Here is a 20,389-nt window from a genome sequence, read left to right on the forward strand (position 1 = left end):
TGAGAGCGACCGTATAACCGCAGACGCCCCGCTACAGGTACCCTAAGTCCTTCAGGCGCTCTTTCGTTGCGCCCTCGGCGGCATCGATGCCCTCGCTCTCCTCGCGGACGCCGAGGTCGTCGAACGCGCCGAACGTCTCCGAGACGACGCCGTCGTCGGTATCGGCGGCCTTCCACGCGGTCTTCGCGTCGAAGATGCGAACCGTGCTGGCGGCGTCCTCCCAGGCCTGATACTGCACCACGCCCTCGTCGGTCGTCTCGTAAACGGTCCGTGAGACGCCTCCGTAGGGCATGACGGACCCGCAGAACTCCTCGGCGAGCGCCTGTGAGGGTTCGTCGAGGCCGTGGGTCGAGGCGACGACCGCCCCGTCGTCGGGGACGAACGCGTCGCAGTCCCACTCGCCGTCGAGGACGGCGTCGACCACGCGCGGGAACTCGGTGAGCGAGGCCGCCGCGGAGACCGTCTCGGAGTCCGCCTGCCCGGGGAACTTGACGACGAGCGGGACGTGGAGGACCGCCTCGTGTACGTCCTTGCCGTGGCCGGCGAGTCGCACATCGGGCTTGACCTGACTCTTCTCGCCGAAGCCCTCGCCGTGGTCGCCGGTGACGACGATGAGCGTGTCCTCGTACTCGCCGCGTTCTTTGAGCGTCGAGACGAGGCGTTCGATTTGGGCGTCCATCTGTCGGATGGTTCCGTCGTACAGCCCCTCCATGGCGCGTTTCTCCCACCAGGGTCGGTGGCCACCGAGGTACTCCCACACTTGGTCGTCGACGTCCTGTTGGAGCTTCTGGAGGCGTTTCCCGCCCCAGTTGTCGTGTTCCGGGCGGGGTTCGTACGGCATGTGGCCGTCCATGAGGTTGATGCAGGCGGCCCACGAGTCGTTCCGCGTCTCCTCCCAGTCCAGAAAGAGGTCGACGTACACGTCCGCGGGTGTAGTCGCCTTCAGCGAGTCGGGGAGGTACTGCGGGTAGTCCCACGCGAGCTTCGTGACGACCCCATTTGCGAGCGATTTCGCCGGGTGGTCGTGGGACAGACACCGCTTGAGGTAGCCGGCGTAGTTTCCCTGTCCCTCGGTGAGCACGAAGTTGCTCGGGTCGAGACCCTCGACGTACGGGATGTTTCGCGCGCCCTCGACGGTCTGGAAGGTCTCTTTCAGTCCCACGTCCATCTCGGTGACCCACGTGTTCTCGGAGAAGATGCCGGTCGAGTAGCCCTCCTCGTCGGCGAGTCGCTCGAAAATGGTGTGTCCGGGTTCGAGCTTGTTTTTCGCGCCGGTGACGCCGTGTTCGGCGACGTGGTAGCCGGTGAAGATGCTGGTGTGGCTCGGCAGGCTCCACGAGCCGGGGCTGATACCGGTCTCGTAGACCGTGGCCTCGTCGGCGAGCGATTCCAAGAACGGGGTCGTCCGGTGTTCGTGGCCGTGCAGGCTAGTGTTGCTCGCACGGACGCTGTCCATGATGAGGAGTAGGATATTCATGATTCGGAGGTCTGAAACTCAGTGTTCGAGCGGTGCGTCGTCGGCGTCGCTGAGCGAGAAAACGTCACCGGCCCACGACGCGTCGTACTCGATTTTCGACGGGGAGATGACGTTCACCTTCGCGAGCGCCAGTTTGAGCGCGGGGACCGCGACCTGCTTCGGGTGGCGCTTGAACAGGTAAAACAGCCATTCGAGGTGGGTCCCCACGTCGAAGTCCGACTCGGTATCGTGGTGCGGGACGATGCGACGGGGCAGGCGGTGAACCTCCGCGCCGGCCTTCTCGGCACGAATCGCGAAGTCGGTATCGCCGCCGTGTTCACGGTGCTCGTCGAAGCCGCCGACGCGTTCCCACAGGCTTCGGTGAAATATCATGAATCGAGTGAGCGTCCACCGCATGGGCCAGAAGTCCTCCAGCCCGACGACCTGGAACTCGTGCATCGAGTCGACGAGGTGTGCCGCGAGCCGAGTGGGGAAGGTGATGTCGTCGTCGGCGACGATTATCCACTCGTTTTCGGCCTCCTCGATGGCTCTGTTTCGCGCGTAGTTGCGGCCCTTGTCGGTGCGGACGACGACGTCGAGCCACTCCGGGGCGGTCTCACTGGAGTAACATCGCTCTCGGTTGCTCGCGACGACGAGCGACGCGTTGGAGAGCGTGGCGGTCACGTCGAGCGCCCGCGCCGTGTCGTCGCGGTACGGCGCACCCTCGTGGCTCCTGTCTTCCGTATCCCCGTCGGCCATACTGAGTGCTATCAGAAGGTCCCGTATAAAGAGTGTCGTTCGCGCGGGTCGGCCTCGCTCGGCCGCGAAACAGCGACGAGACGGCCGCGAACCCACGCAGAATCGAGTCTCTCCCGGAAATAGCCCGTGTCGGCGGTGAAACCGAGTCATAAGGCTTATGCGGGTTTTCCCAGTCCATCGAAGCGATGAGCGCAGACACAGAGCGTATCGAGGACCCCGACTCGAAGTCGGTCCTCGAACTCGCTAAAGACTGGTATCACGTTCCCGCCCTCCTCGTGATACTGGTCGCCATGTTGGCCGTCCGCCTTCGGTCGTATAGTACTTTCATCAGGGACGGTGATGTCCTCTTCTCCGGGAACGACGCCTGGTATCAGCTCCGAGAGGTGACGTACACCGTCCAAAACTGGCCGTCGACGATGCCGTTCGACCCGTGGACGTACTTCCCGTACGGGACGAGCGTCGGCCAGTTCGGGACGATTTACGACCAGATTATCGCCACGGCCGCCCTCGTCGTCGGACTCGGTAGCCCGTCGCCCGACCTCGTGGCCAAGGCCCTCCTCGTCGCGCCGGCAGTCTTCGGGGCACTGGTTGCTATCCCGACGTTCCTCATCGGTCGCCGCCTCGGCGGTCGGCTTGGCGGTGTCTTCGGGGTCGTCATCCTCGCGCTACTCCCCGGGACGTTCCTCCAGCGCGGCCTCGTCGGCTTCGCCGACCACAACATCGCAGAGCCGTTCTTCCAGGGCTTCGCGGTCGTCGCCATCATGATTGCTCTCTCGGTGGCGAACCGCGAGAAGCCCGTCTGGGAACTCGTCGCCGCCCGCGACTTCGACGCCCTCCGCTCCACGCTCATCTGGTCCGCGCTCGCGGGCGTGGGAATGACGCTCTATATGTGGGCGTGGCCGCCGGGCATCCTCCTGGTCGGCATCTTCGGCCTGTACCTGGTCCTCCAGATGGTCGCGGACTACGTCCGCGGTCAGTCCCCGGAACACGTCGCATTCGTCGGTGCAGTCTCGATGCTCGTCACCGGCCTCCTGATGTTCGTCCCCCTCACCGACTTCTCGTTCAGCGTGACGAACTTCAGCCTCCTCCAACCCGTGTTCGCCTTCGGTATCGGCGCGGGCGCGGTGTTCCTCGCCGCGCTGGCCCGGTGGTGGGAGTCTAACGACGTCGACGACCGCGGCTACCCGGTTGCGGTCGCCGCCCTCGGCCTCGTCGCCGTCATCGGTACGGCCGTCGTCCTCCCCGACGCCTTCCGTCAGGTGAGCGTCAACTTCCTCCGCACCGTCGGCTTCAGCGCCGGTGCGGCGACGCGGACCATCGGCGAGGCACAGCCCTTCATCGCCGCGAGCGTCCTGCAGAACAGCGGCATGACCGCGACCGAGCGCATCATGTCCGAGTACGGCTTCACGTTCTTCACCGGCCTCGTCGGTGCTATCTGGCTCGTCGGCAAGCCGCTCGTCCGCGACGGCGACACTCGGAAAATTGGCTACGTCGCCGGCAGTCTCGCCGTCTTCGGCGTTATCTTCCTGATTCCGGCCATCCCGGCCGGCATCGGCGAGCTCCTCGGCCTCGAATCCTCGCTCGTCAGCCTCGCCATCGCGAGCGCCCTCATCGTCGGTGCGGTGCTGCAGGCCGACTACGAGAGCGAACACCTGTTCGTCCTCGTCTGGGCGGCCATCATCACCTCGGCCGCCTTCACGCAGGTCCGCTTCAACTACTACCTCGCGGTCGTGGTCGCGGTGATGAACGCGTACCTCCTCCGCGAGATTCTCTCGCTCGGTATCATCGACCTCGCCGGCACCGACCGCCTCGACGACGTGTCGTACGGGACGGTCGCGGTCGTCGCCATCGCCCTGCTTCTCGTCCTCACCCCGGTGCTCGTCGTGCCGATTCAACTCGGCAACGCCGGCACCAGCAGCAACGCCCTCCAGTCGTCCCAGACCGGACCGGGCACGGTGACGCAGTGGCAGGACAGCTTCGAGTGGATGCAGAACAGCACGCCCGAAGAGGGGCAGTTCGGCGGCGCATCCAACGAGATGGACTACTACGGAACCTACGAACGAACCGACGACTTCAACTACGCCGAGGGAACGTACGGCGTCATGTCGTGGTGGGACTACGGTCACTGGATAACGGTCCTCGGCGAGCGCATCCCGAACGCCAATCCGTTCCAGCAGGGCGCGACCGAGGCCGCGAACTTCCTCCTCGCGCCGAACGAGGAGCAGGCCTCCGACGTCCTCGCCGACATGAGCGAGGAGGGTAACGAGACCCGCTACGTCATGGTCGACTGGCAGATGGCCTCGACCGACTCGAAGTTCGGTGCGCCGACCGTCTTCTACGACGAGTCGAACGTCTCCACGTCCGACTTCTACAGTACGATGTACCGCCTGCAGGAGCAGGAGGGACAGACGAGAGTCGCCGCTGTGTCGAGCCTCAAAGACCAGCGGTACTACGAGAGCCTGATGGTCCGGCTCTACGCGTACCACGGCAGCGCCCGTGAGGCGTCGCCCATCGTCGTCGACTGGGAAGAACGAACGTCCGCCGACGGGGAGACCACGTTCAAGGTGACGCCGTCTGACGGGCAGGCGGTCAGAGTGTTCGACAATATGACCGCCGCCGAGGAGTACGTCGCGAACGACCCGACCTCGCAGATCGGTGGCATCGGCACGTTCCCCGAGGAACGCGTCGCCGCCCTCGAACACTACCGCCTCGTGAAGTCCTCGAACAACTCGGCGCTCCGTTCGGGGTCCTACCAGAACTCGCTCATCCGCGCGGGCAACACCTACGGCATCCAAGCGCAGGCGCTCGTTCCCAACAACCCCTCGTGGGTCAAGACGTTCGAGCGCGTCCCCGGCGCGACGGTCGAAGGCAGCGGTGCCCCGGCCAACGCGACGGTGACCGCTCGCGTCCAGATGCGCGACCAGACAACTGGTACGAACTTCACGTACACGCAGCAGGCGCAGACCGACGCCGACGGTGAGTTCACGATGACGCTCCCGTACTCCACGACCGGCTACGACGAGTACGGTCCGGACAACGGCTACACGAACGTCGACGTCCGCGCGACGGGCGACTACACGTTCACCGGGCCGACGACCTTCGCCGGGAACAACACCGTCGTCAGCTACCAGGCGCAGAACGTCGCCGTCGAGGAAGGCCTCGTCAACGGTGCTGAAGACGGAACCGTGCAGGTCACTCTCGAACGGAACGAACAGGAGTTCAACCTGACGGAGAACTCCGATTCAGACGACTCGCAGACGAACGAGTCGGCATCGACCTCGGCGTCAGTCGACGCCAGCGCGGTTTCGGTCGCCGCGTAAGGTTTCGAGCCGGGCCGGGCAGTCGCCCGGTCGCTGATCGCCGTTTCGACGCGTTTCTCTTCTCGCCGCCGACCGGCAGAGCGGTGGACTGATATCCTTCCCGAGAGAGCATCCGACAACGAAATGTCGAGGAACTCAGACGGGACGACATCCCGTTTCTCGTGGCTTCTCATCTACCTGAAGGGCGTCTGTATGGGTGCCGCCGACGCCGTGCCGGGCGTCTCGGGCGGCACCATCGCGCTCATCACGGGCATCTACGAACGGCTCATCAGCGCGGTGACGGCCATCACGCCCGGCCGAATCAAGCGCGCTCTCGGCGTCGTCGTCCCGGGACGCCGGGCCGACGCAATCGCGGCGATGCGCGAGGTCGATGTCGGCTTCCTGCTCGCGCTCGGCGCGGGTATCGCCACCGCCATCGTGACCGTGATGCGCGTGCTACACATCGCGCTCAACGACGCGCCGGTCCCCACCTACGGCTTCTTCTTCGGGCTCATCGCCGCGTCGGCGGTCGTCCTGTACGCGCAGGTCTCGCTCGACGGCCCGCGGCAAATCGCGGCCGCCGTCACCGGGTTCGTCATCGCCTTCGTCGCCTCCGGCGGGAGCGGCGGCGCATTCGGGCACTCGCTCCCGGCGATTGCGGTCGCCGGCGGCATCGCCGTCAGCGCGATGATTCTCCCCGGCGTCTCGGGGTCGCTTCTCCTGTTGATTCTCGGCCAGTACGAGTACATGAACGCGGCGCTCAACACGTTCATCGACCGCCTCATCGACATCGCCGGCGGCGCATCGCTGTCGGTCATCGTCGAACCGGGGACGGTCGTCATCACGTTCATGCTCGGGGCGGTCGTCGGCCTGTTCAGCATCGCGCACGTCGTCCGCTGGGCGCTCGAACACCACCGCCGGGCGACGTTGGCGTTCCTCGTGAGCCTCATCGTCGGGGCGCTCCGCGCCCCTGTCGTCGAGAGCACCAACGCGCTCGTCGACGCGGGCCGGTCGTGGTCGACCGAACTCTACGCCGCGTTCGCCGTGGCCGCGGTCGTCGGCGCGGCGGTCGTCCTACTCGTCGACCGGTACACGGGCATCATCGAATCCTGAGCGGGCCGTCGTGGCGGGCGGCCACGGCGACCCGGTGAGAAGGAAGTCGGCTGTCTGTTCGGACTCGATGCGCTCACGGACTCGCGCGGGCGGCGGCGAATCTCACTCGCGGGCGACGGCGATGTTACGAACCGACCCGCCGCAGTCGGGGCATTCCGACAGGTGAGACGCACTGACCGTCCGCGTGCGACAGGAGCGACACTCGTAGTACCCCTCTGTCGGGTGATAGTCGTCGATGACTGAGTTATGCAATGCCATGGTATATTTTACCATGGTTTTCGTGGTAAGCGTTGTCCTGATATTCCCCAAATTACTCTAGTATGTTAATATTCTACGCCGTAGAAGAGCTCCGACCGAAAATAGAATCCGCATCAGAACACCGTACTGTTCAGTTCTGCCGGATTTCGGAGGACGGTGGCGCTTCACCGACCCCGCCGCGTCAGCGCCGGGCGACGCAGACAAACGTCTCGCGTCGGGTCTCGCCATGGGTGACCGTGAAGCCGACCGATTCGAGCGCGTCGACGGCGTCGCCGAGGCCGAACCGCTCGTCGAGCGGCGGCCCGTCCTCGCCCGAGCCGGATGTGGACCAATCGACCACGACCACGGTGCCGCCGGGGCGAACGACGCGGGCGAGTTCGGCGAGCGCGTCGTCGGTGGCGAACTCGTGGTAGGTCATCGTCGAGAACGCGGCGTCGAGGTGGTCGTCGTCGAACGGCAGGGACGCCACGTCGGCCGTGACGAACTCGACGTTGTCTGGCGCGCCCTTCTCGCGGTAGTAGTCGTGCATGACCTCCTGTACGTCCACGGCGTAGAGCGTGCCGACGTGGGGCGCGACCTCGTCGGTGAAAAAGCCGGTGCCGCTGCCGAGGTCGGCGACGACCCGGTCGGGAGCGACGCCGAGGTGCGAGAGCAGTTCCTCCCGGGAGACGAATCGGAACCGCGAGGGGTCGTCGAGTTTCGCCGCCCTGTCGGCGTCGAAGGTGTGAAAGCCCATGCGAATCACTCCGCACCCCGACCCGTAAGTCCCATCGGTTCCGGAAGACGCGTGTTCGTCGTGTGCACAACCGACCCGGTGGGTTCGCTCCGGTGGCGAGCGGTGCGGACCGGACGGGTCGACCGCGAAACTGCCGACGGCGATGGGCTTTTTTGCCCGGCAGTCAGTCTCACACGTATGGAACCCCAACTTCGACGACCGACGCGACGCGTCTGCGAGCGCTGCGGTCGGGTGGAACGCTGGGACGACGACACCGCGACGTGGGTCGTTGCCGAAGAGGACGGCGAGAAACGGGTCGGAAGCCCCTACTGCATCCACGAGTGGGACATCAACGGCCGCTTCGCTCCCTTCGAAGAGCCGGCCTGAGACGCCGACGAACTGCGCGCGCGGCCGGCGGCTACGCCGCGTCTTCTTGGAGCGATTCGAGTACCGAGAGCGTGCCGTCCATGTACGACTGTTCGAGTACGGTGTCGGCGGCGTCCTTGGCCACGTCGTCCGCGTTGGCGACGGCGAACGACCGGCCGACGACGGCGAACGTCGAGGCGTCGTTGACGCTGTCGCCGACGGCGACGAAGTCCGCCGGGTCGTAGTCAATCGTCTCGCAGACGCGTTCGAGGCCGACGCCCTTCTCCACTCCCGGCGTCTTGATGTGGTAGGCGAAGCCGGTGTCGATGACTTCGAGGTCGAACTCGTCTGCGACTTCCCGGAGGAGCGCCTCGTCGGCGTCGAGACGAGCGATGAGTTCGGTCTCGCGCCAGCGGTTCGCGGTGTCAGCGGCGTCCCACCCGAGGTCGCCGCCGCGCGCGACGAACTCGTCGGCGGCGGCCTGCGCGGCCTCGCGGTCACCGGTGAACGTCACCTCGCCGTCGGCGAGGACGACCCCGCCGTTCTCCGCGATGACGGTCTGCGGGAGGCCGAGGTAGTGACACAGCGAGACCGGGTAGGGAAACGCCTTGCCGGTGGCGAGGATGACGGGCGCGTCCCACGTCGGGAGCACCTCGAACGCGCGCGGGTCGAGGCGGCCCTGCGCGTCGGTGAGCGTCCCGTCGATGTCGAGTACGAGCGGCGGAACCATACCCGGAGTTGGGAGACGGGGGAAAAAGATTCAGCGGTCGGGGAGAAGCGCGCCGCAGGACGGCCCGAGCGGGTCGTCGCTCTCGCGGGTCACGCAGGTCCCGTTCTCGCAGGTCACGCAGGTCGTCGCCCCCTCGGCTCAGCGTTCGGCGTCGTCCAGTCCGCGGAACGCCAGCGTCGAGAAGTTCGGGATGGGCCGCGTCGCCGGCCGGCCCGGCCCGTCGGTGGAGTCGCAGTCCGAGACGCGGCGGACGATGCCGAGGTCAGAAAGCTCGTAGAGGACGCGCCGAATGGTCGCGGGCGACAGCGACACCCGCGGCGACGCGGCGATGTTCTCGGTCGCCGCCGAGACGGAGGCCGTCTCTTCGTCGTCGAGCGCGACGAACGCCCGGAGGACGCGCCGGCGACTCTCGGGGAGCGCGAACACGCGGCCGAGCGAACAGCCGTCGTCGGGGACGGCGTCGATGCCGGCGCAGACGTACTCGGTGTCGAGGGCGTCCCCGCCGTCGGCGGCGGCGAGCGTCGCCGCCCCGTAGAGCGCCGAGAGCGCGTCGTGGGCGTCGCCGTCGGCCCACTCGGCCACCTCGCGCGTCGCCTCGTGCGGGAGCGCGTTTCGGGTGACGCCGTCCGAGGCGCGCGCGACGAGGATATCCACGAGGCTGTGGCGCTCGTAGGCCGGCACCGCGATGGACGCCGCGTCGGTGGCGTCGGTCGCTCCGTCCCCGTCGTCGCGCTCGCTCGCGTCGCTTCGAGGGTCGCGGCCGACGGTGAGCACCGAGACGTGCGGCGATACCGACGAGAGCGTCTCGACCGCCGTCGCCGCGGGGTAGGTCTCCGGTTCGTCGACGTGGTCGACGGCGACGACCGCGTGTTCGTCGTGGGCGACCCGGTCTGTGAGCCGCTCGCGAAGCGCCTCGACGCCGACGCCCTGCGATGGCACCGGCTCCTCGCAGAGCGCGTCGAGCGCCGCGTGGAGAAGCGCGAACTCGGTCGAGGCGTCGCGGGAGTCGACGTAGGCGAAGGAGGTCGTCGGTGTGGCGGCGGTGCGCGTGGCGGTGTGGATGACCGACCGCTGAGAGGGGAGCGCGCTGGAGAGGTGCCCGAAGAGCGTCGCGACGACCGCCGACTTCCCGGCTCCCTTCGGTCCGTGGACGTGGGCGTCGGACGGCAGGTCGCCGTCGAACACCGGGTCGAGGTGGTCGAGGATGCGTTCGAGCGTCGGCCCGCGGCCGGTCGGCTCGTCGGGGTGGGCCGTCGGGTCGAGCGCGTTCAGGTCCCGGACGAGCCGCCGTCTCGTCCCGCCGCGGCGGCGTCGCCTGGTGATTCTGTCTTCGAGGCGCATGGCGTGGAAAGTCCGTAGCAGACGGTATCCGGTGCACGCGTAAAAATCGACCACTACCGACATCTCCCCTGAGAAATGAGAACATGAAACACGAAAATCGGCCGTCCGGGGCGCTTCAAAGCCAGTTGAGAGGTTCGTTGCCGGCGGGATTCCCACACCGGACGTAACTAATAAGAACAATAATTTTGAATTATTGTCGTCGTTTCGAATAGGCGTAGAAACGCCGAGCTACGGTATTCTACGGCCAGTACGATGGCAATCCGGTCGCCGAAGTGGTCCGTTCCGTGAGACGAACGGGGGGCGAGACGAGTGAAGGTAAAATAAAGTGCCGTCGGTCCTACCTCACGAAAGACAGATGAAAAAATCGCCGAGCGTCCTCGTCATTGGCGGGGGGTCGACCGGCACGGGCATCGCGCGCGACCTCGCGATGCGCGGGCTGGACGTGACCCTCGTCGAGAAGGGGAATCTCACACACGGGACGACGGGGCGGATGCACGGACTCCTCCACAGCGGGGGCCGGTACGCGGTGTCGGACCAGCCGTCCGCCAAGGAGTGTATCGAGGAAAACCGGGTCCTGCGGCGAATCGCCGGCCACTGCGTCGAGATGACGGGCGGGCTGTTCGTCCAGCGCCCCGAGGACTCCGACGAGTACTTCGAGAAGAAGCTGGAGGGCTGTCGCGAGTGCGGCATCCCCGCCGAGGTGCTGTCCGCCGAGGAGGCGCGCGAGATAGAGCCGTACCTCGCGAAGGACATCAAGCGCGCCATCAAGGTTCCGGACGGCGCGGTCGACCCGTTCCGCCTCTGCGTGGCGAACGCCGCGAGCGCCGTCGAACACGGCGCGCGCATCGAGACGCACTCAGAGGTCACGGACGTGCTCGTCGAGGACGGCGAGGTCGTCGGCGTCGAGGTCACCCACCAGACCGGCACCGGGCCCTACGTCCACGGCGAACCCGGAGAAGTCGAGGAAATCCGCGCCGACTACGTCGTCAACGCGACGGGCGCGTGGGCCGGCCAAATCGGTGACCTCGCCGGCGTCGACGTGGAAGTCCGCCCGTCGAAGGGCGTCATGACCATCATGAACACCCGGCAGGTCGACACGGTCGTCAACCGCTGTCGGCCGAAGGGCGACGCCGACATCATCGTCCCGCACGAGACGACGTGCATCCTCGGGACGACCGACGAGGAGGTCGAGGACCCGGAGGACTACCCCGAGGAGGGCTGGGAGGTCGACCTGATGATAGAGACGCTGTCGGAGCTCGTGCCCATGCTGGCCGAGGCGCGGACGATTCGCTCCTTCTGGGGCGTCCGTCCGCTGTACGAGCCGCCGGGCACCGGCACGGAGGACCCGACGGACATCACCCGCGAGTTCTTCCTGCTCGACCACGACGACCGCGACGACCTGCCGGGCATGACGAGTATCGTCGGCGGCAAGCTCACGACCTACCGGATGATGGCCGAGCAGATTTCGGACCACGTCTGCGAGAAGCTCGACGTGGAGGCCGAGTGCCGCACCGCCGACGTGCCGCTGCCGGGCAGCGAGGACTTCACCGTCCTCCGCGACTACATGGACGACTTCGGCCTGCGGTCGCCCATCGGCCGCCGGTCGGCCCAGCGGCTCGGCTCGCGCGCCGACGAGGTGCTCAACAGCGTCGACCCCAACCCGGTCGTCTGCGAGTGCGAGGCCGTCACCCGCGCCGAGATTCAGGACTCTCTCGACACCGCGGGTACGGAGCTCAACTCCGTGCGCATCCAGACGCGCGCCTCGATGGGCAACTGTCAGGGCGCGATTTGCTGTCACCGGATGGCGAACGAACTCGCCCCCGAGTACGACGAGGAGACCATTCGCGCGTCCCTCGACGACCTCTACCAAGAGCGCTGGAAGGGCGAGCGCCACGCGATGTGGGGCACGCAGCTCTCACAGACCGCGCTGAAGCACATGCTCCACGCGACGACGATGAACCGCGACGAGGACCCCGCGGCGGCCGACGCCGACATCGACTTCGCCGCCTTCGACGACGGCGGTGCCTCGGAGGGCGACGCCTCGGGCGTCGCGTCCGGCGGCGCGGTCGCGGACGGCGGCCGCGAGCGAACCGACTGCGCGGGCGACGACGCGCTCGGAGGTGCCGATGGCGATAACTGACGACGTGCTCGTCATCGGCGGCGGCATCGCCGCCTGCACGGCCGCGCTCTCGGCCGCGGAGACGGGCGCTCGCGTGCGCCTGCTCGCCCACAAGAAGAGCACGCTCCGGCAGGCCAGCGGCCTCGTCGACGTGCTCGGCTACGCCGGCGGCGACGGTCCACTCTCGGACCCCTCCGCCGGCCTCGACGCGCCCCCGGAGGGTCACCCCTACCACGTCGTCGGCGAGGACGGCGTCCGCGCCGGCCTCCGCATCTTCGACGAGGCGGTCGGCGACGCCTACCGCGGCGGCCACACGGACTCGAACGCGCTCGTGATGACCCACGGCGGCGCGGTGAAGCCGACCGCGCGCTACCCCGAGTCGGTCGCGCCCGGTCTCGCCAGTTCGTCCGGCGACATGCTCTTGGTCGGCTTTGCGGGCCTCACGGACTTCGACGCGCCCGTCGCGGCCGACCACCTGACGGCCGCCGGCGTGCCGTTTTCTGCCCGCGGCGTCACCGTCGAGTTCCCCAAGCGGTTCCGCGCCGACGCCAAGGTGACGCGGTTCGCCAAGGCACTCGACCGCGACGAGGAAGTCGACGGCGGCACGGTCCGCTCCGTCGTCGCCGACACGGTCGCCGAGAAACTGGACGGCGAGTCGCGCGTCGGCTTCCCCGCGATGCTCGGCGACGACCACGACGAGGACGTCCGCGCGGAGCTTTCGGACCGCCTCGGCGTCCCCGTCTTCGAGGTGCCGACCGGCCCGCCGAGCCTGCTCGGGCTCAAGCTCGAAGACATGCTGTTCGACGCGCTCGACGAGGCGGGCGTCCGCATCTCGGCGGGCAACCCGGCGGTCGACTTCGAGGCCGAAGACGGCCGCGTCGAGACGGTCATCGTCGACCAGAAGAGCCGGCCGACACCCTACTCGGCCGACCAGGTCGTCCTCGCCACGGGCGGCCTCGTCGGCAAGGGCCTCGACTCCGACCGAGAGTCGGTCACTGAGCCCGTCTTCGGCTGTCACGTCCCGCACCCCGAGGACCGCTACGACTGGTCCGAACCCGAGGCGTTCGGCGACCACGCGTTCGCGCGCTTCGGCGTCGTCCCCGACGCCGAACTTCGACCGACCGACGAAGACGGCGAACCGCACTTCGAGAACCTGCGCGCCGCGGGCGGCGTCGTCGGCGGTGCCGACGTGGCGCGCGAGAAATCCGCGAGCGGCGTCTCCTTGGCGACGGGTGCCGTCGCCGGCCGACTCGCGGGCGAGGAGGCAACCAGATGAGTGACGCAGAATCCCCAGGCAACCCGACGCTGACCCCCGACGCACAGACAGACGACTTCGAGGCCGTCGAGGTGTTCCCCGACAGCACCGACATGGACCTCCGACCGGGCGCGGACAACTGTTACAAGTGCACCGCCTGCGACGTGTCCTGCCCGGTCGCGGAAGTCGACGACGAGTTCCCCGGGCCGAAGTTCCAGGGCCCGGAGCAATGGCGGCTCAAGCGCAAGGAAGACGAGGCCGTCGACGACTCCATCATGTCGTGTTCGAACTGCATGCGCTGTGACGACGCCTGTCCCTCGGGCGTCCCGCTCAGCCAGATGCACAACACGGCCCGCGGCGAGTACGTCGACGAGGAGATGGACAAGCTCTCGCGGGAGTACATCCGCAACCGCATCCTCGCCAACTACGGCACGCTCGCCCAGTTGGGCAGCATGTTCCCCCGGCTGGCGAACGCCGTCATGGGCAACTCGGTCGTCCAGCAGATAAACGAGAAGGTGCTCGGCATCACGGCCGAGCGCGACTTCCCCGAGTTCGCCACCCAGACGTTCCGCGAGTGGTGGAACGAACGCGGCGGCCCGCAGGTCCGCTCCGAGGAGAAGCGCGTCGCCTACTTCCACGGCTGTTACTCCAACTACAACACACCCGAGGTGGGCAAGGCGATGGTCCGCCTCTTCGAGTCGTTCGGCTACGAGGTCGTCGTCCCCAAACAGCGCTGTTCGGGGACGCCGATGTTCGCAAACGGCATGCTCGACGACGCAAAGCGCGCCGCCGGCATCAACGTCGAGAACTTCGCGGGGCTCATCCCCGAGGGCTACGACATCATCGCGTCGTGTACCTCCTGTTCGATGTCGCTCCGCCAGGAGTACCCCGAGCTGTTCGACATCGACGGCATCGAGGACCTCTCGGCGCACACCTACGAGGCGCTCGAGTACCTGCGCATCCACGAGGACCTCGAAAGCGAGATTCGAGAAGCGTCCGTCGAGGACCAGTCGTTCGCGTACCACGCGCCGTGTCACGGCCGCAATCAGGGTCTCGACCGGCAGGCGGTCGAGCTGTTCCGCCAGCTCGACGGTGTCGACATCGAGGACGTGGGCGACTCCTGTTCCGGCATCTCCGGTACCTACGGCTGGAAGGAAGAGAAGTACGACAAGTCGATGCAGATCGGCGCGGACATGTTCGACCACATGGAGCACGCGCAGGGGAACGTCGGCATGACCGAGTGCCCCACCTGCTCGATGCAGATGGAGCACGGAACGGGCTACGACATCAAACACCCGCTCCAGCTCCTCGAAGAGGCGTTGGTCTGACACGCGCGCACGGCTGACGAACGACTTCGTTCGAGCGCCGGACCACTCGAACGCCGTCGCGCTCGGCGCGCGCGCCGATTCGACGGGGACTTTCCGGTGATTGTTGCTTGTTAATCACCGGATTTGTCCGTCGTTCGACCGAATCGTCCGTTTTGTCCGCCCGATTCTGTCCTCGATTAAAACGGGTGAAATAGTGCCCGTGTGAAATAGTAGACGCCATATTCTGGTGTTTCAGACCTTGTAATGCAATTTCATTCTCCACAATATACAGGCCAGTAGTAAAGAAACATTTATCATATAATTTGTACACGTTTGTAGTGGTAGGACTCTCACACCGAGAGTTCGTATCGAGGTTGGTTAGAAATGTCAGGAGAAACTTACGTCGGTGCCATCGACCAGGGTACCACAGGCACGCGGTTCATGGTGTTCGACCACGACGGCAAGGTGGTCGCCAACGCCTACGAGAAGCACGAACAGATCTACCCAGAGCCCGGTTGGGTCGAACACGACGCGAACGAGATTTGGGAGAACACGAAGAAAGTCATCGATGCGGCGCTCGGAAGCGCCGGACTCGACGCCGAGCAGTTGGAAGCCATCGGTATCACGAACCAGCGCGAGACGACGCTCATCTGGGACCGTGAGACCGGACAGCCGATTCACAACGCCATCGTCTGGCAGGACCGTCGGACGACCGACCGCATCGAGACGCTCGAGGCGGACGGCAAGACCGACGACGTACGCGCGAAGACGGGTCTCGAGCCCGACGCGTACTTCTCCGCGACGAAAGCCGAGTGGCTGCTGGACAACTCCGACCCCATCAAGCTCCAGCGCTCCCGACCCGAAGATATCCGAGACCGCGCCGCCGACGGCGAACTCGCCTTCGGGACCATCGACACGTGGCTCATCTACAATCTGACGGGGAACCACATCACGGACGTGACGAACGCGTCGCGGACCATGCTGTTCAACATCCACGACATGGAGTGGGACGACGAACTCTTAGAGGAATTCAACGTCCCGCGCGAACTTCTCCCCGAGGTCCGCCCGTCGTCCGACGACGACCACTACGGCGAGACCGACGCGGACAGCTTCCTCGGCGCGGAAGTCCCCGTCGCCGGCGCGCTCGGCGACCAGCAGGCCGCGCTGTTCGGCCAGACCTGTTTCGACGCCGGCGACGCGAAGAACACCTACGGTACCGGTTCGTTCATGCTGATGAACACCGGCGAAGAGGCGGTCATGTCCGAACACGGCCTCCTCACCACCGTCGGCTTCCAGCGCTCCGGTGAGCCGGTCCAGTACGCCCTCGAAGGCTCCATCTTCATCACCGGCGCGGCAATCGAGTGGCTCGAAGACATGACGCTCATCGACAACGCCGCCGAGTCCGAGAAGCTCGCTCGGTCGGTCGAGTCCACCGACGGCGTCTACTTCGTCCCCGCGTTCACGGGCCTCGGCGCGCCCCACTGGGACCAGCGCGCCCGCGGCACCATCGTCGGCATGACCCGCGGCACCCGCCGCGAGCACATCGTCCGCGCGACGCTCGAGTCCATCGCGTTCCAGACGCGCGACGTGGCCGAGGCGATGGAGTCCGACAGCGACATCGACCTCTCCAGCCTCCGCGTCGACGGCGGCGCGGTCAAGAACAACTTCCTCTGTCAGCTCCAGTCGAACATCCTCGACACGGAGATCGTCCGCCCGCAGGTCGACGAGACGACCGCCCTCGGCGCGGCCTACGCCGCCGGCCTCGCCGTCGGCTACTGGGAGACGCTCGACGAACTCCGCGAGAACTGGCAGGTCGACCGCGAGTTCGCCCCGAAAGACCCACAGAACGTCGAAGCGCGCTACGGCCGCTGGAAAGAGGCCGTCGACCGCTCGCTCGACTGGGCCCGGGAGGAGTAACTCGTGTTCGAAACATTCGCACTCCAGATTCCGGTCATCGGCGTCAGCGCCGAACGATTCGTCGTCCTCCTGCTCGCGGCGTTCGCGGGCGGTATGTTCGGCGCGGCCATCGGCGCACTGCCGTCGTTCATCTTCACCGGCTTCGTCGTGCTGCTCGGCGAGACGGCGGGCATCGTCATCCGACAGTTCGAAGGAGCCGACCTCATCACCGCAGGTGAACTCGGCACGGGTATCACCGGCAGTATCGGGTTCGGCCCGTTCGTCGGCCCGCACATCGCCTTCGCCGGCGGCGTCGCCGCCAGCGCCTACGCGGGCAAGCGGTACGCGGACATGGACCCCAGCGAGGGCGGCTACCACTTCGGTAAGGACATCACGTACGCGTTCGGCACGCAGCCCGACATCCTCGCAGTCGGCGGCCTCTTCGGCGTCCTCGGGCTCCTCATCTCCCGCATCGCGGGAGGTATCGGCCTCCCGCTCGACAGCGTCGCACTGTCCGTCATGACGACGGCGTTCATCGCGCGTATCGCCTTCGGCTACCCGCTCATCGGCTCGCCCGCCGGCAGCGGCCTCCTCGACATGTCGCCGTTCGAGAAGGGAACGATGCGCGGCGACGGGAGCGGCCGGCCCGCGACCGAACCGTGGCTCCCCCACCAGTACAAGTGGGTCAACATCGTTGTCATCGGTCTCGGAGCCGGTATCCTCGGCGGCTGGACGTGGCTCATCACGGAGAGCTTCTTCCTCGCCTACGGTATCTCCGCGGCCAGCCTGCTGTTCTTGAACCTCGGCGTCGAGAAGATACCCGTCACCCACCACATCACTCTCGGTGGGTCGGCGTTCGGAGCCGTCGCCGCCCCGATGGTCGGCGGGAGCGAACCGCTCATCATCGTCGCCGCCGCGGTCGGTGGTCTCATCGGCGCGCTGCTCGGCGAGGTCACCCAGCGCGTGGCCTACGCGCACTCCGGAACGCACGTGGACCCACCGGCGATGTCGATTACCATCTACTCGCTGCTCATCGGCGTGCTGTTCCTGCTCGGGGCCATCCCCAACTCGGCGTACCTCGGGCTCTAACCGCCCCGGACGCCCCCGGCCCCGCACACGTCGTTCACAATTTTTCTGCGACGCGTTCCGCAACCGGTAGCGATAACGCTCCCCGGTCGATACCGAACGTATGGAACGCATCGTCGCCGTCGTCCCGAAAGACGGCCTCCACGCCCGTCCCGCCTCCCAGTTCGTCGAGACCGCGAACTCCTTCGACGCCGACGTACAGCTCGGCCGCGCCGACGAGGACGACCTCGTCCCCGCCGCCAGCATGCTCGCGGTCACCGGCCTCGGCGTCGGTCACGGCGAGGAGATTCGCCTCGTCGCAGAGGGCGACGACGCGGAAGCGGCGCTCGACGCCCTCGAAGCAGTGCTCTCGACGCCCGAAGCCGGCGACGAAGAATAGGAAACGCCGGTCCGGGTCCGCCCCGCGGCGGTGTCTTTTTTCCGCACGCGTCGCCGACTGCGGCCGGGTCGCCAGCCGGCCGCTCAGTTCAGCTTCCGGTAGTCGCGGGCGTCCTCGGCGCGCTCGACGACCGAGTCGAGCGTCGCCTTCTTGCTCGTCGTCTCGACGGCCGCGTTGAGCGTCCCCTCCAGAATCGGCGCGTCGGCGATGACCGCCTCGGAGTCCGTCGCCATCTCGATGGCGAGTTCCGCGTTCATCACGGCGCTGCCGAGGTCCACGAGGACGACGACGCCGTCGCCGTCGTCGGCCTCCTCGATGCCCTCGCGGATGCGGTCCGGCGAGGTTCCGATGCCGTCCTCGTCGCCGCCAGCGGGAACGATTCGGGCGTTGCCGCCGCCCATCTGCGCGGCGACCTCAGCGATTCCCTCGGCGGCCTTTGCGCTGTGCGAGACGACGACGAGGCCAATCATTCCGCTCTCCCGACAGCGTCTTCGGCCCGAGCGTCGCGGTCGACCTCGCCGTCGAGGTACTCCTCGGCCGTCTCAAGCAGCTCTTCGAGGATGAACAGCGTGCTCGTCGCGCCGGGGTCCTGATGGCCGACCGAGCGCCAGTCGAGGAACGACGCGCGGCCCTTCATCGCCTTGATGGGGACTGTGAAGGCGACACCGCGCTCGGCCGCGTCGACGGCCTTGGCGAGGGCTTCGAGCGGCGGGAGGTCGTCCTGCTCGATGGACTTCTTGTAGGTGTGGACGGCGGGGACGAGCGCGTCGACCATCGTCTTCGCGCCGACCTGCGCGCCGCCGCGGTCCTTGACCTTGTCGAGGTACGCCTCCGCGAACGCCACCGAAGTCTCGGCGGTGATGCCGCCTTCGAGTTCCTGACTGGCGAACATGATAGAGCCGCCGTAGAGAGGGCCGGAGGCCCCGCCGACGTTCGAGATGAGCGTCGTCCCGACGTTCTTGACGACCTCGTTCGGCTCCATCTCGGCGAACTCGTCGCGCTTGTCGGCGGCCTTGCCGAAGCCGCGCTCCATGTTCGCGCCGTGGTCGGCGTCGCCGATGGCGGAGTCGAGGTCCGTGAGGTACTCCTTCTCCTCGGCGAGGCGCTCGGCGACGTTGTCGAGCGCGTCCAGCACCGCTTCGCGTTGTGTCTCTGCGTCAGCCATGGCTGTCCTTCGTCGGCCTGTCGTTAATCCCTTGTCCCGCGGGACTGTTCTGCCGCGAAAAATCGGTGGACGCGTCGGGAGTCGTCCCCGAGCGTGCTCGGCGAGCGTCGCCGCTTACTCGGTGACGGTCAGGCCGGGCGTCTCCGCGGGCGCGCCGAGCAGTTCCTTCAGCTCGTCGTCGACGCGGAGTACGGAGACCGAACAACCCATCATGTCGAGCGAGGTCATGTAGTCGCCGACCCACGCGTCCCACGTCTCGATGCCGCGGTCGTCGAGGATGGACTGGAGCTTACGGTTGACGATGTACAGCTCCGACAGCGGCGTGCCGCCCATGCCGTTGACCATCGTCACGACCTCCTCGCCCTCGTCGAGTTCGAGGTCGTCGAGGACGTTCTCGGTCAGGTGTTCGGTTATCTCGTCGGCGCTCATGATGTCGGCGCGCTCGGTTCCCGGCTCGCCGTGGATGCCGATACCGAGTTCGATTTCGTCCTCGCCGAGGTCGAACGTCGGTTCGCCCTTCTCCGGCGTGACACAGGAGGTGAGGGCCATCCCCATCGTGCGCACGTTGTCGACGACCTTCTCGGCGACGGCTGTGACCGCTTCGAGGTCGCCGCCCGCGGCGGCCTTCGCGCCGGCGCACTTGTGGACGAAGATGGTGCCCGCGACGCCGCGACGACCCGACGTGTACAGCGAGTCCTCGACGGCCACGTCGTCGTTGACGACGACCTGCTCGACCTCGACGCCCTCCATGGCGGCCATCTCGGCGGCGGTGTCGAAGTTCATCACGTCGCCCTCGTAGTTCTTGACGACGCAGAGGACGCCCTCGCCCGCGTCCGTGGCCTGAATCATCTCGTTCAACTGGTCGGCCGTCGGCGAGGTGAAGACCTCACCCGCCGCCGCGCCGTCGAGCATCCCCTCGCCGAGATAGCCCGCGTGCGTCGGCTCGTGGCCCGACCCGCCGCCGGAGACGACCGCGACCTTCCCATCGACCGGCGCGTCGCCGCGGACGAGGACGTTCGTGCCGTCGAGCCGGCGCAGTTCGGGGTGCGCCGCGACCATCCCGTCGAGCATCTCGTCTACGACCGCTCCGGGTTCGTTGATGAGTTTCTTCATGACTCACAGTCCCTCACGGTCGATAAGGCCAA

The 20,389-nt window shown here is 66.9% G+C and carries 18 protein-coding genes; 9 read left to right on the forward strand and 9 right to left on the reverse strand.

Annotation, left to right across the window (positions count from 1 at the left end):
* Nucleotides 1-31: 31 nt before the first annotated feature.
* Together C5B91_RS06065 and C5B91_RS06070 are read right to left on the reverse strand one after the other, a co-directional pair.
* A complete protein-coding gene (locus tag C5B91_RS06065; protein ID WP_049968476.1) occupies nt 32-1,477 on the reverse strand; it encodes a sulfatase in 1,446 nt (481 codons plus the stop codon).
* 18 nt (nt 1,478-1,495) lie between these two features.
* Nucleotides 1,496-2,215: a glycosyltransferase family 2 protein gene (locus tag C5B91_RS06070; RefSeq protein WP_008093415.1), complete on the reverse strand. Its 720-nt coding sequence runs from the start codon at nt 2,213-2,215 to the stop codon at nt 1,496-1,498.
* Between the two features lie 185 nt (nt 2,216-2,400).
* On the opposite strand from C5B91_RS06070, the gene C5B91_RS06075 reads away from it, so the two are divergent.
* The gene (locus tag C5B91_RS06075) at nt 2,401-5,535 is read left to right on the forward strand and encodes an oligosaccharyl transferase, archaeosortase A system-associated (protein WP_115819236.1); all 3,135 of its coding nucleotides are present in this window, start codon (nt 2,401-2,403) and stop codon (nt 5,533-5,535) included.
* 123 nt (nt 5,536-5,658) lie between these two features.
* The gene (locus C5B91_RS06080; RefSeq protein ID WP_008093417.1) at nt 5,659-6,627 is read left to right on the forward strand and encodes a DUF368 domain-containing protein; all 969 of its coding nucleotides are present in this window, start codon (nt 5,659-5,661) and stop codon (nt 6,625-6,627) included.
* A gap of 102 nt (nt 6,628-6,729) precedes the next feature.
* Here C5B91_RS06080 and C5B91_RS06085 read toward each other — a convergent pair whose 3' ends face one another.
* Nucleotides 6,730-6,885 carry a rubrerythrin-like domain-containing protein gene (locus tag C5B91_RS06085; protein ID WP_115804853.1) on the reverse strand — a complete coding sequence of 52 codons (156 nt, stop codon included), beginning with the start codon at nt 6,883-6,885 and terminating at the stop codon, nt 6,730-6,732.
* Between the two features lie 181 nt (nt 6,886-7,066).
* Nucleotides 7,067-7,621, reverse strand: a complete 555-nt coding sequence (locus C5B91_RS06090) for a class I SAM-dependent methyltransferase (RefSeq protein WP_049968478.1) — start codon at nt 7,619-7,621, stop codon at nt 7,067-7,069.
* A gap of 177 nt (nt 7,622-7,798) precedes the next feature.
* On the opposite strand from C5B91_RS06090, the gene C5B91_RS06095 reads away from it, so the two are divergent.
* Nucleotides 7,799-7,987 (forward strand): HEWD family protein, encoded by a 189-nt coding sequence (locus C5B91_RS06095; protein ID WP_008093420.1) that lies wholly within the window; start codon nt 7,799-7,801, stop codon nt 7,985-7,987.
* Nucleotides 7,988-8,018: 31 nt separating this feature from the next.
* On the opposite strand, the gene C5B91_RS06100 is transcribed toward C5B91_RS06095, so the two are convergent.
* Nucleotides 8,019-8,696, reverse strand: coding sequence for a phosphoglycolate phosphatase (locus tag C5B91_RS06100; protein ID WP_115819237.1), 678 nt, complete (start codon nt 8,694-8,696; stop codon nt 8,019-8,021).
* 138 nt (nt 8,697-8,834) lie between these two features.
* Complete coding sequence (locus C5B91_RS06105) at nt 8,835-10,037, reverse strand: Cdc6/Cdc18 family protein (RefSeq protein WP_115819238.1); 1,203 nt, start codon at nt 10,035-10,037, stop codon at nt 8,835-8,837.
* Nucleotides 10,038-10,392: 355 nt separating this feature from the next.
* Between C5B91_RS06105 and glpA the strand changes: the two genes are divergently transcribed.
* From glpA to ptsH1, 6 genes are all read left to right on the forward strand, one after another.
* On the forward strand, nt 10,393-12,177 hold the full coding sequence (glpA, locus tag C5B91_RS06110; protein ID WP_115819239.1) for an anaerobic glycerol-3-phosphate dehydrogenase subunit GlpA: 1,785 nt from the start codon (nt 10,393-10,395) through the stop codon (nt 12,175-12,177).
* The gene (glpB, locus tag C5B91_RS06115; protein ID WP_119712786.1) at nt 12,164-13,432 is read left to right on the forward strand and encodes a glycerol-3-phosphate dehydrogenase subunit GlpB; all 1,269 of its coding nucleotides are present in this window, start codon (nt 12,164-12,166) and stop codon (nt 13,430-13,432) included. The genes glpA and glpB overlap by 14 nt, the downstream gene beginning before the upstream one ends.
* Nucleotides 13,429-14,739 (forward strand): anaerobic glycerol-3-phosphate dehydrogenase subunit C, encoded by a 1,311-nt coding sequence (locus C5B91_RS06120; RefSeq protein WP_008093429.1) that lies wholly within the window; start codon nt 13,429-13,431, stop codon nt 14,737-14,739. The genes glpB and C5B91_RS06120 overlap by 4 nt, the downstream gene beginning before the upstream one ends.
* A gap of 363 nt (nt 14,740-15,102) precedes the next feature.
* Nucleotides 15,103-16,635: a glycerol kinase GlpK gene (gene glpK / locus C5B91_RS06125; protein WP_008093431.1), complete on the forward strand. Its 1,533-nt coding sequence runs from the start codon at nt 15,103-15,105 to the stop codon at nt 16,633-16,635.
* Between the two features lie 3 nt (nt 16,636-16,638).
* A complete protein-coding gene (locus C5B91_RS06130; protein ID WP_008093432.1) occupies nt 16,639-17,703 on the forward strand; it encodes a hypothetical protein in 1,065 nt (354 codons plus the stop codon).
* A gap of 100 nt (nt 17,704-17,803) precedes the next feature.
* Nucleotides 17,804-18,079, forward strand: coding sequence for a phosphocarrier protein HPr (ptsH1, locus tag C5B91_RS06135; protein ID WP_004976923.1), 276 nt, complete (start codon nt 17,804-17,806; stop codon nt 18,077-18,079).
* Nucleotides 18,080-18,162: 83 nt separating this feature from the next.
* Here ptsH1 and dhaM read toward each other — a convergent pair whose 3' ends face one another.
* The 3 genes from dhaM to dhaK form a co-directional block, all read right to left on the reverse strand.
* Nucleotides 18,163-18,549 carry a dihydroxyacetone kinase phosphoryl donor subunit DhaM gene (gene dhaM / locus C5B91_RS06140; protein ID WP_004976921.1) on the reverse strand — a complete coding sequence of 129 codons (387 nt, stop codon included), beginning with the start codon at nt 18,547-18,549 and terminating at the stop codon, nt 18,163-18,165.
* Nucleotides 18,546-19,244 (reverse strand): dihydroxyacetone kinase subunit DhaL, encoded by a 699-nt coding sequence (gene dhaL / locus C5B91_RS06145; RefSeq protein WP_008093436.1) that lies wholly within the window; start codon nt 19,242-19,244, stop codon nt 18,546-18,548. Before dhaL ends, dhaM begins: the two co-directional genes overlap by 4 nt.
* A gap of 114 nt (nt 19,245-19,358) precedes the next feature.
* The gene (dhaK, locus tag C5B91_RS06150; protein ID WP_004976917.1) at nt 19,359-20,357 is read right to left on the reverse strand and encodes a dihydroxyacetone kinase subunit DhaK; all 999 of its coding nucleotides are present in this window, start codon (nt 20,355-20,357) and stop codon (nt 19,359-19,361) included.
* Between the last annotated feature and the right edge of the window lie 32 nt (nt 20,358-20,389).

Origin of the sequence: Haloferax sp. Atlit-10N (assembly GCF_003586325.1) — an archaeon.
Taxonomy (GTDB): Archaea; Halobacteriota; Halobacteria; order Halobacteriales; family Haloferacaceae; genus Haloferax; species Haloferax prahovense.

Bases quoted from the DNA above. Each gene is read 5' to 3' on its own strand.
- C5B91_RS06065 (WP_049968476.1), bottom strand. From the start codon at position 1,477: ATGAATATCCTACTCCTCATCATGGACAGCGTCCGTGCGAGCAACACT.
- C5B91_RS06070 (WP_008093415.1), bottom strand. From the start codon at position 2,215: ATGGCCGACGGGGATACGGAAGACAGGAGCCACGAGGGTGCGCCGTAC.
- C5B91_RS06075 (WP_115819236.1), top strand. From the start codon at position 2,401: ATGAGCGCAGACACAGAGCGTATCGAGGACCCCGACTCGAAGTCGGTC.
- C5B91_RS06080 (WP_008093417.1), top strand. From the start codon at position 5,659: ATGTCGAGGAACTCAGACGGGACGACATCCCGTTTCTCGTGGCTTCTC.
- C5B91_RS06085 (WP_115804853.1), bottom strand. From the start codon at position 6,885: ATGGCATTGCATAACTCAGTCATCGACGACTATCACCCGACAGAGGGG.
- C5B91_RS06090 (WP_049968478.1), bottom strand. From the start codon at position 7,621: ATGGGCTTTCACACCTTCGACGCCGACAGGGCGGCGAAACTCGACGAC.
- C5B91_RS06095 (WP_008093420.1), top strand. From the start codon at position 7,799: ATGGAACCCCAACTTCGACGACCGACGCGACGCGTCTGCGAGCGCTGC.
- C5B91_RS06100 (WP_115819237.1), bottom strand. From the start codon at position 8,696: ATGGTTCCGCCGCTCGTACTCGACATCGACGGGACGCTCACCGACGCG.
- C5B91_RS06105 (WP_115819238.1), bottom strand. From the start codon at position 10,037: ATGCGCCTCGAAGACAGAATCACCAGGCGACGCCGCCGCGGCGGGACG.
- glpA (WP_115819239.1), top strand. From the start codon at position 10,393: ATGAAAAAATCGCCGAGCGTCCTCGTCATTGGCGGGGGGTCGACCGGC.
- glpB (WP_119712786.1), top strand. From the start codon at position 12,164: ATGGCGATAACTGACGACGTGCTCGTCATCGGCGGCGGCATCGCCGCC.
- C5B91_RS06120 (WP_008093429.1), top strand. From the start codon at position 13,429: ATGAGTGACGCAGAATCCCCAGGCAACCCGACGCTGACCCCCGACGCA.
- glpK (WP_008093431.1), top strand. From the start codon at position 15,103: ATGTCAGGAGAAACTTACGTCGGTGCCATCGACCAGGGTACCACAGGC.
- ptsH1 (WP_004976923.1), top strand. From the start codon at position 17,804: ATGGAACGCATCGTCGCCGTCGTCCCGAAAGACGGCCTCCACGCCCGT.
- dhaM (WP_004976921.1), bottom strand. From the start codon at position 18,549: ATGATTGGCCTCGTCGTCGTCTCGCACAGCGCAAAGGCCGCCGAGGGA.
- dhaL (WP_008093436.1), bottom strand. From the start codon at position 19,244: ATGGCTGACGCAGAGACACAACGCGAAGCGGTGCTGGACGCGCTCGAC.
- dhaK (WP_004976917.1), bottom strand. From the start codon at position 20,357: ATGAAGAAACTCATCAACGAACCCGGAGCGGTCGTAGACGAGATGCTC.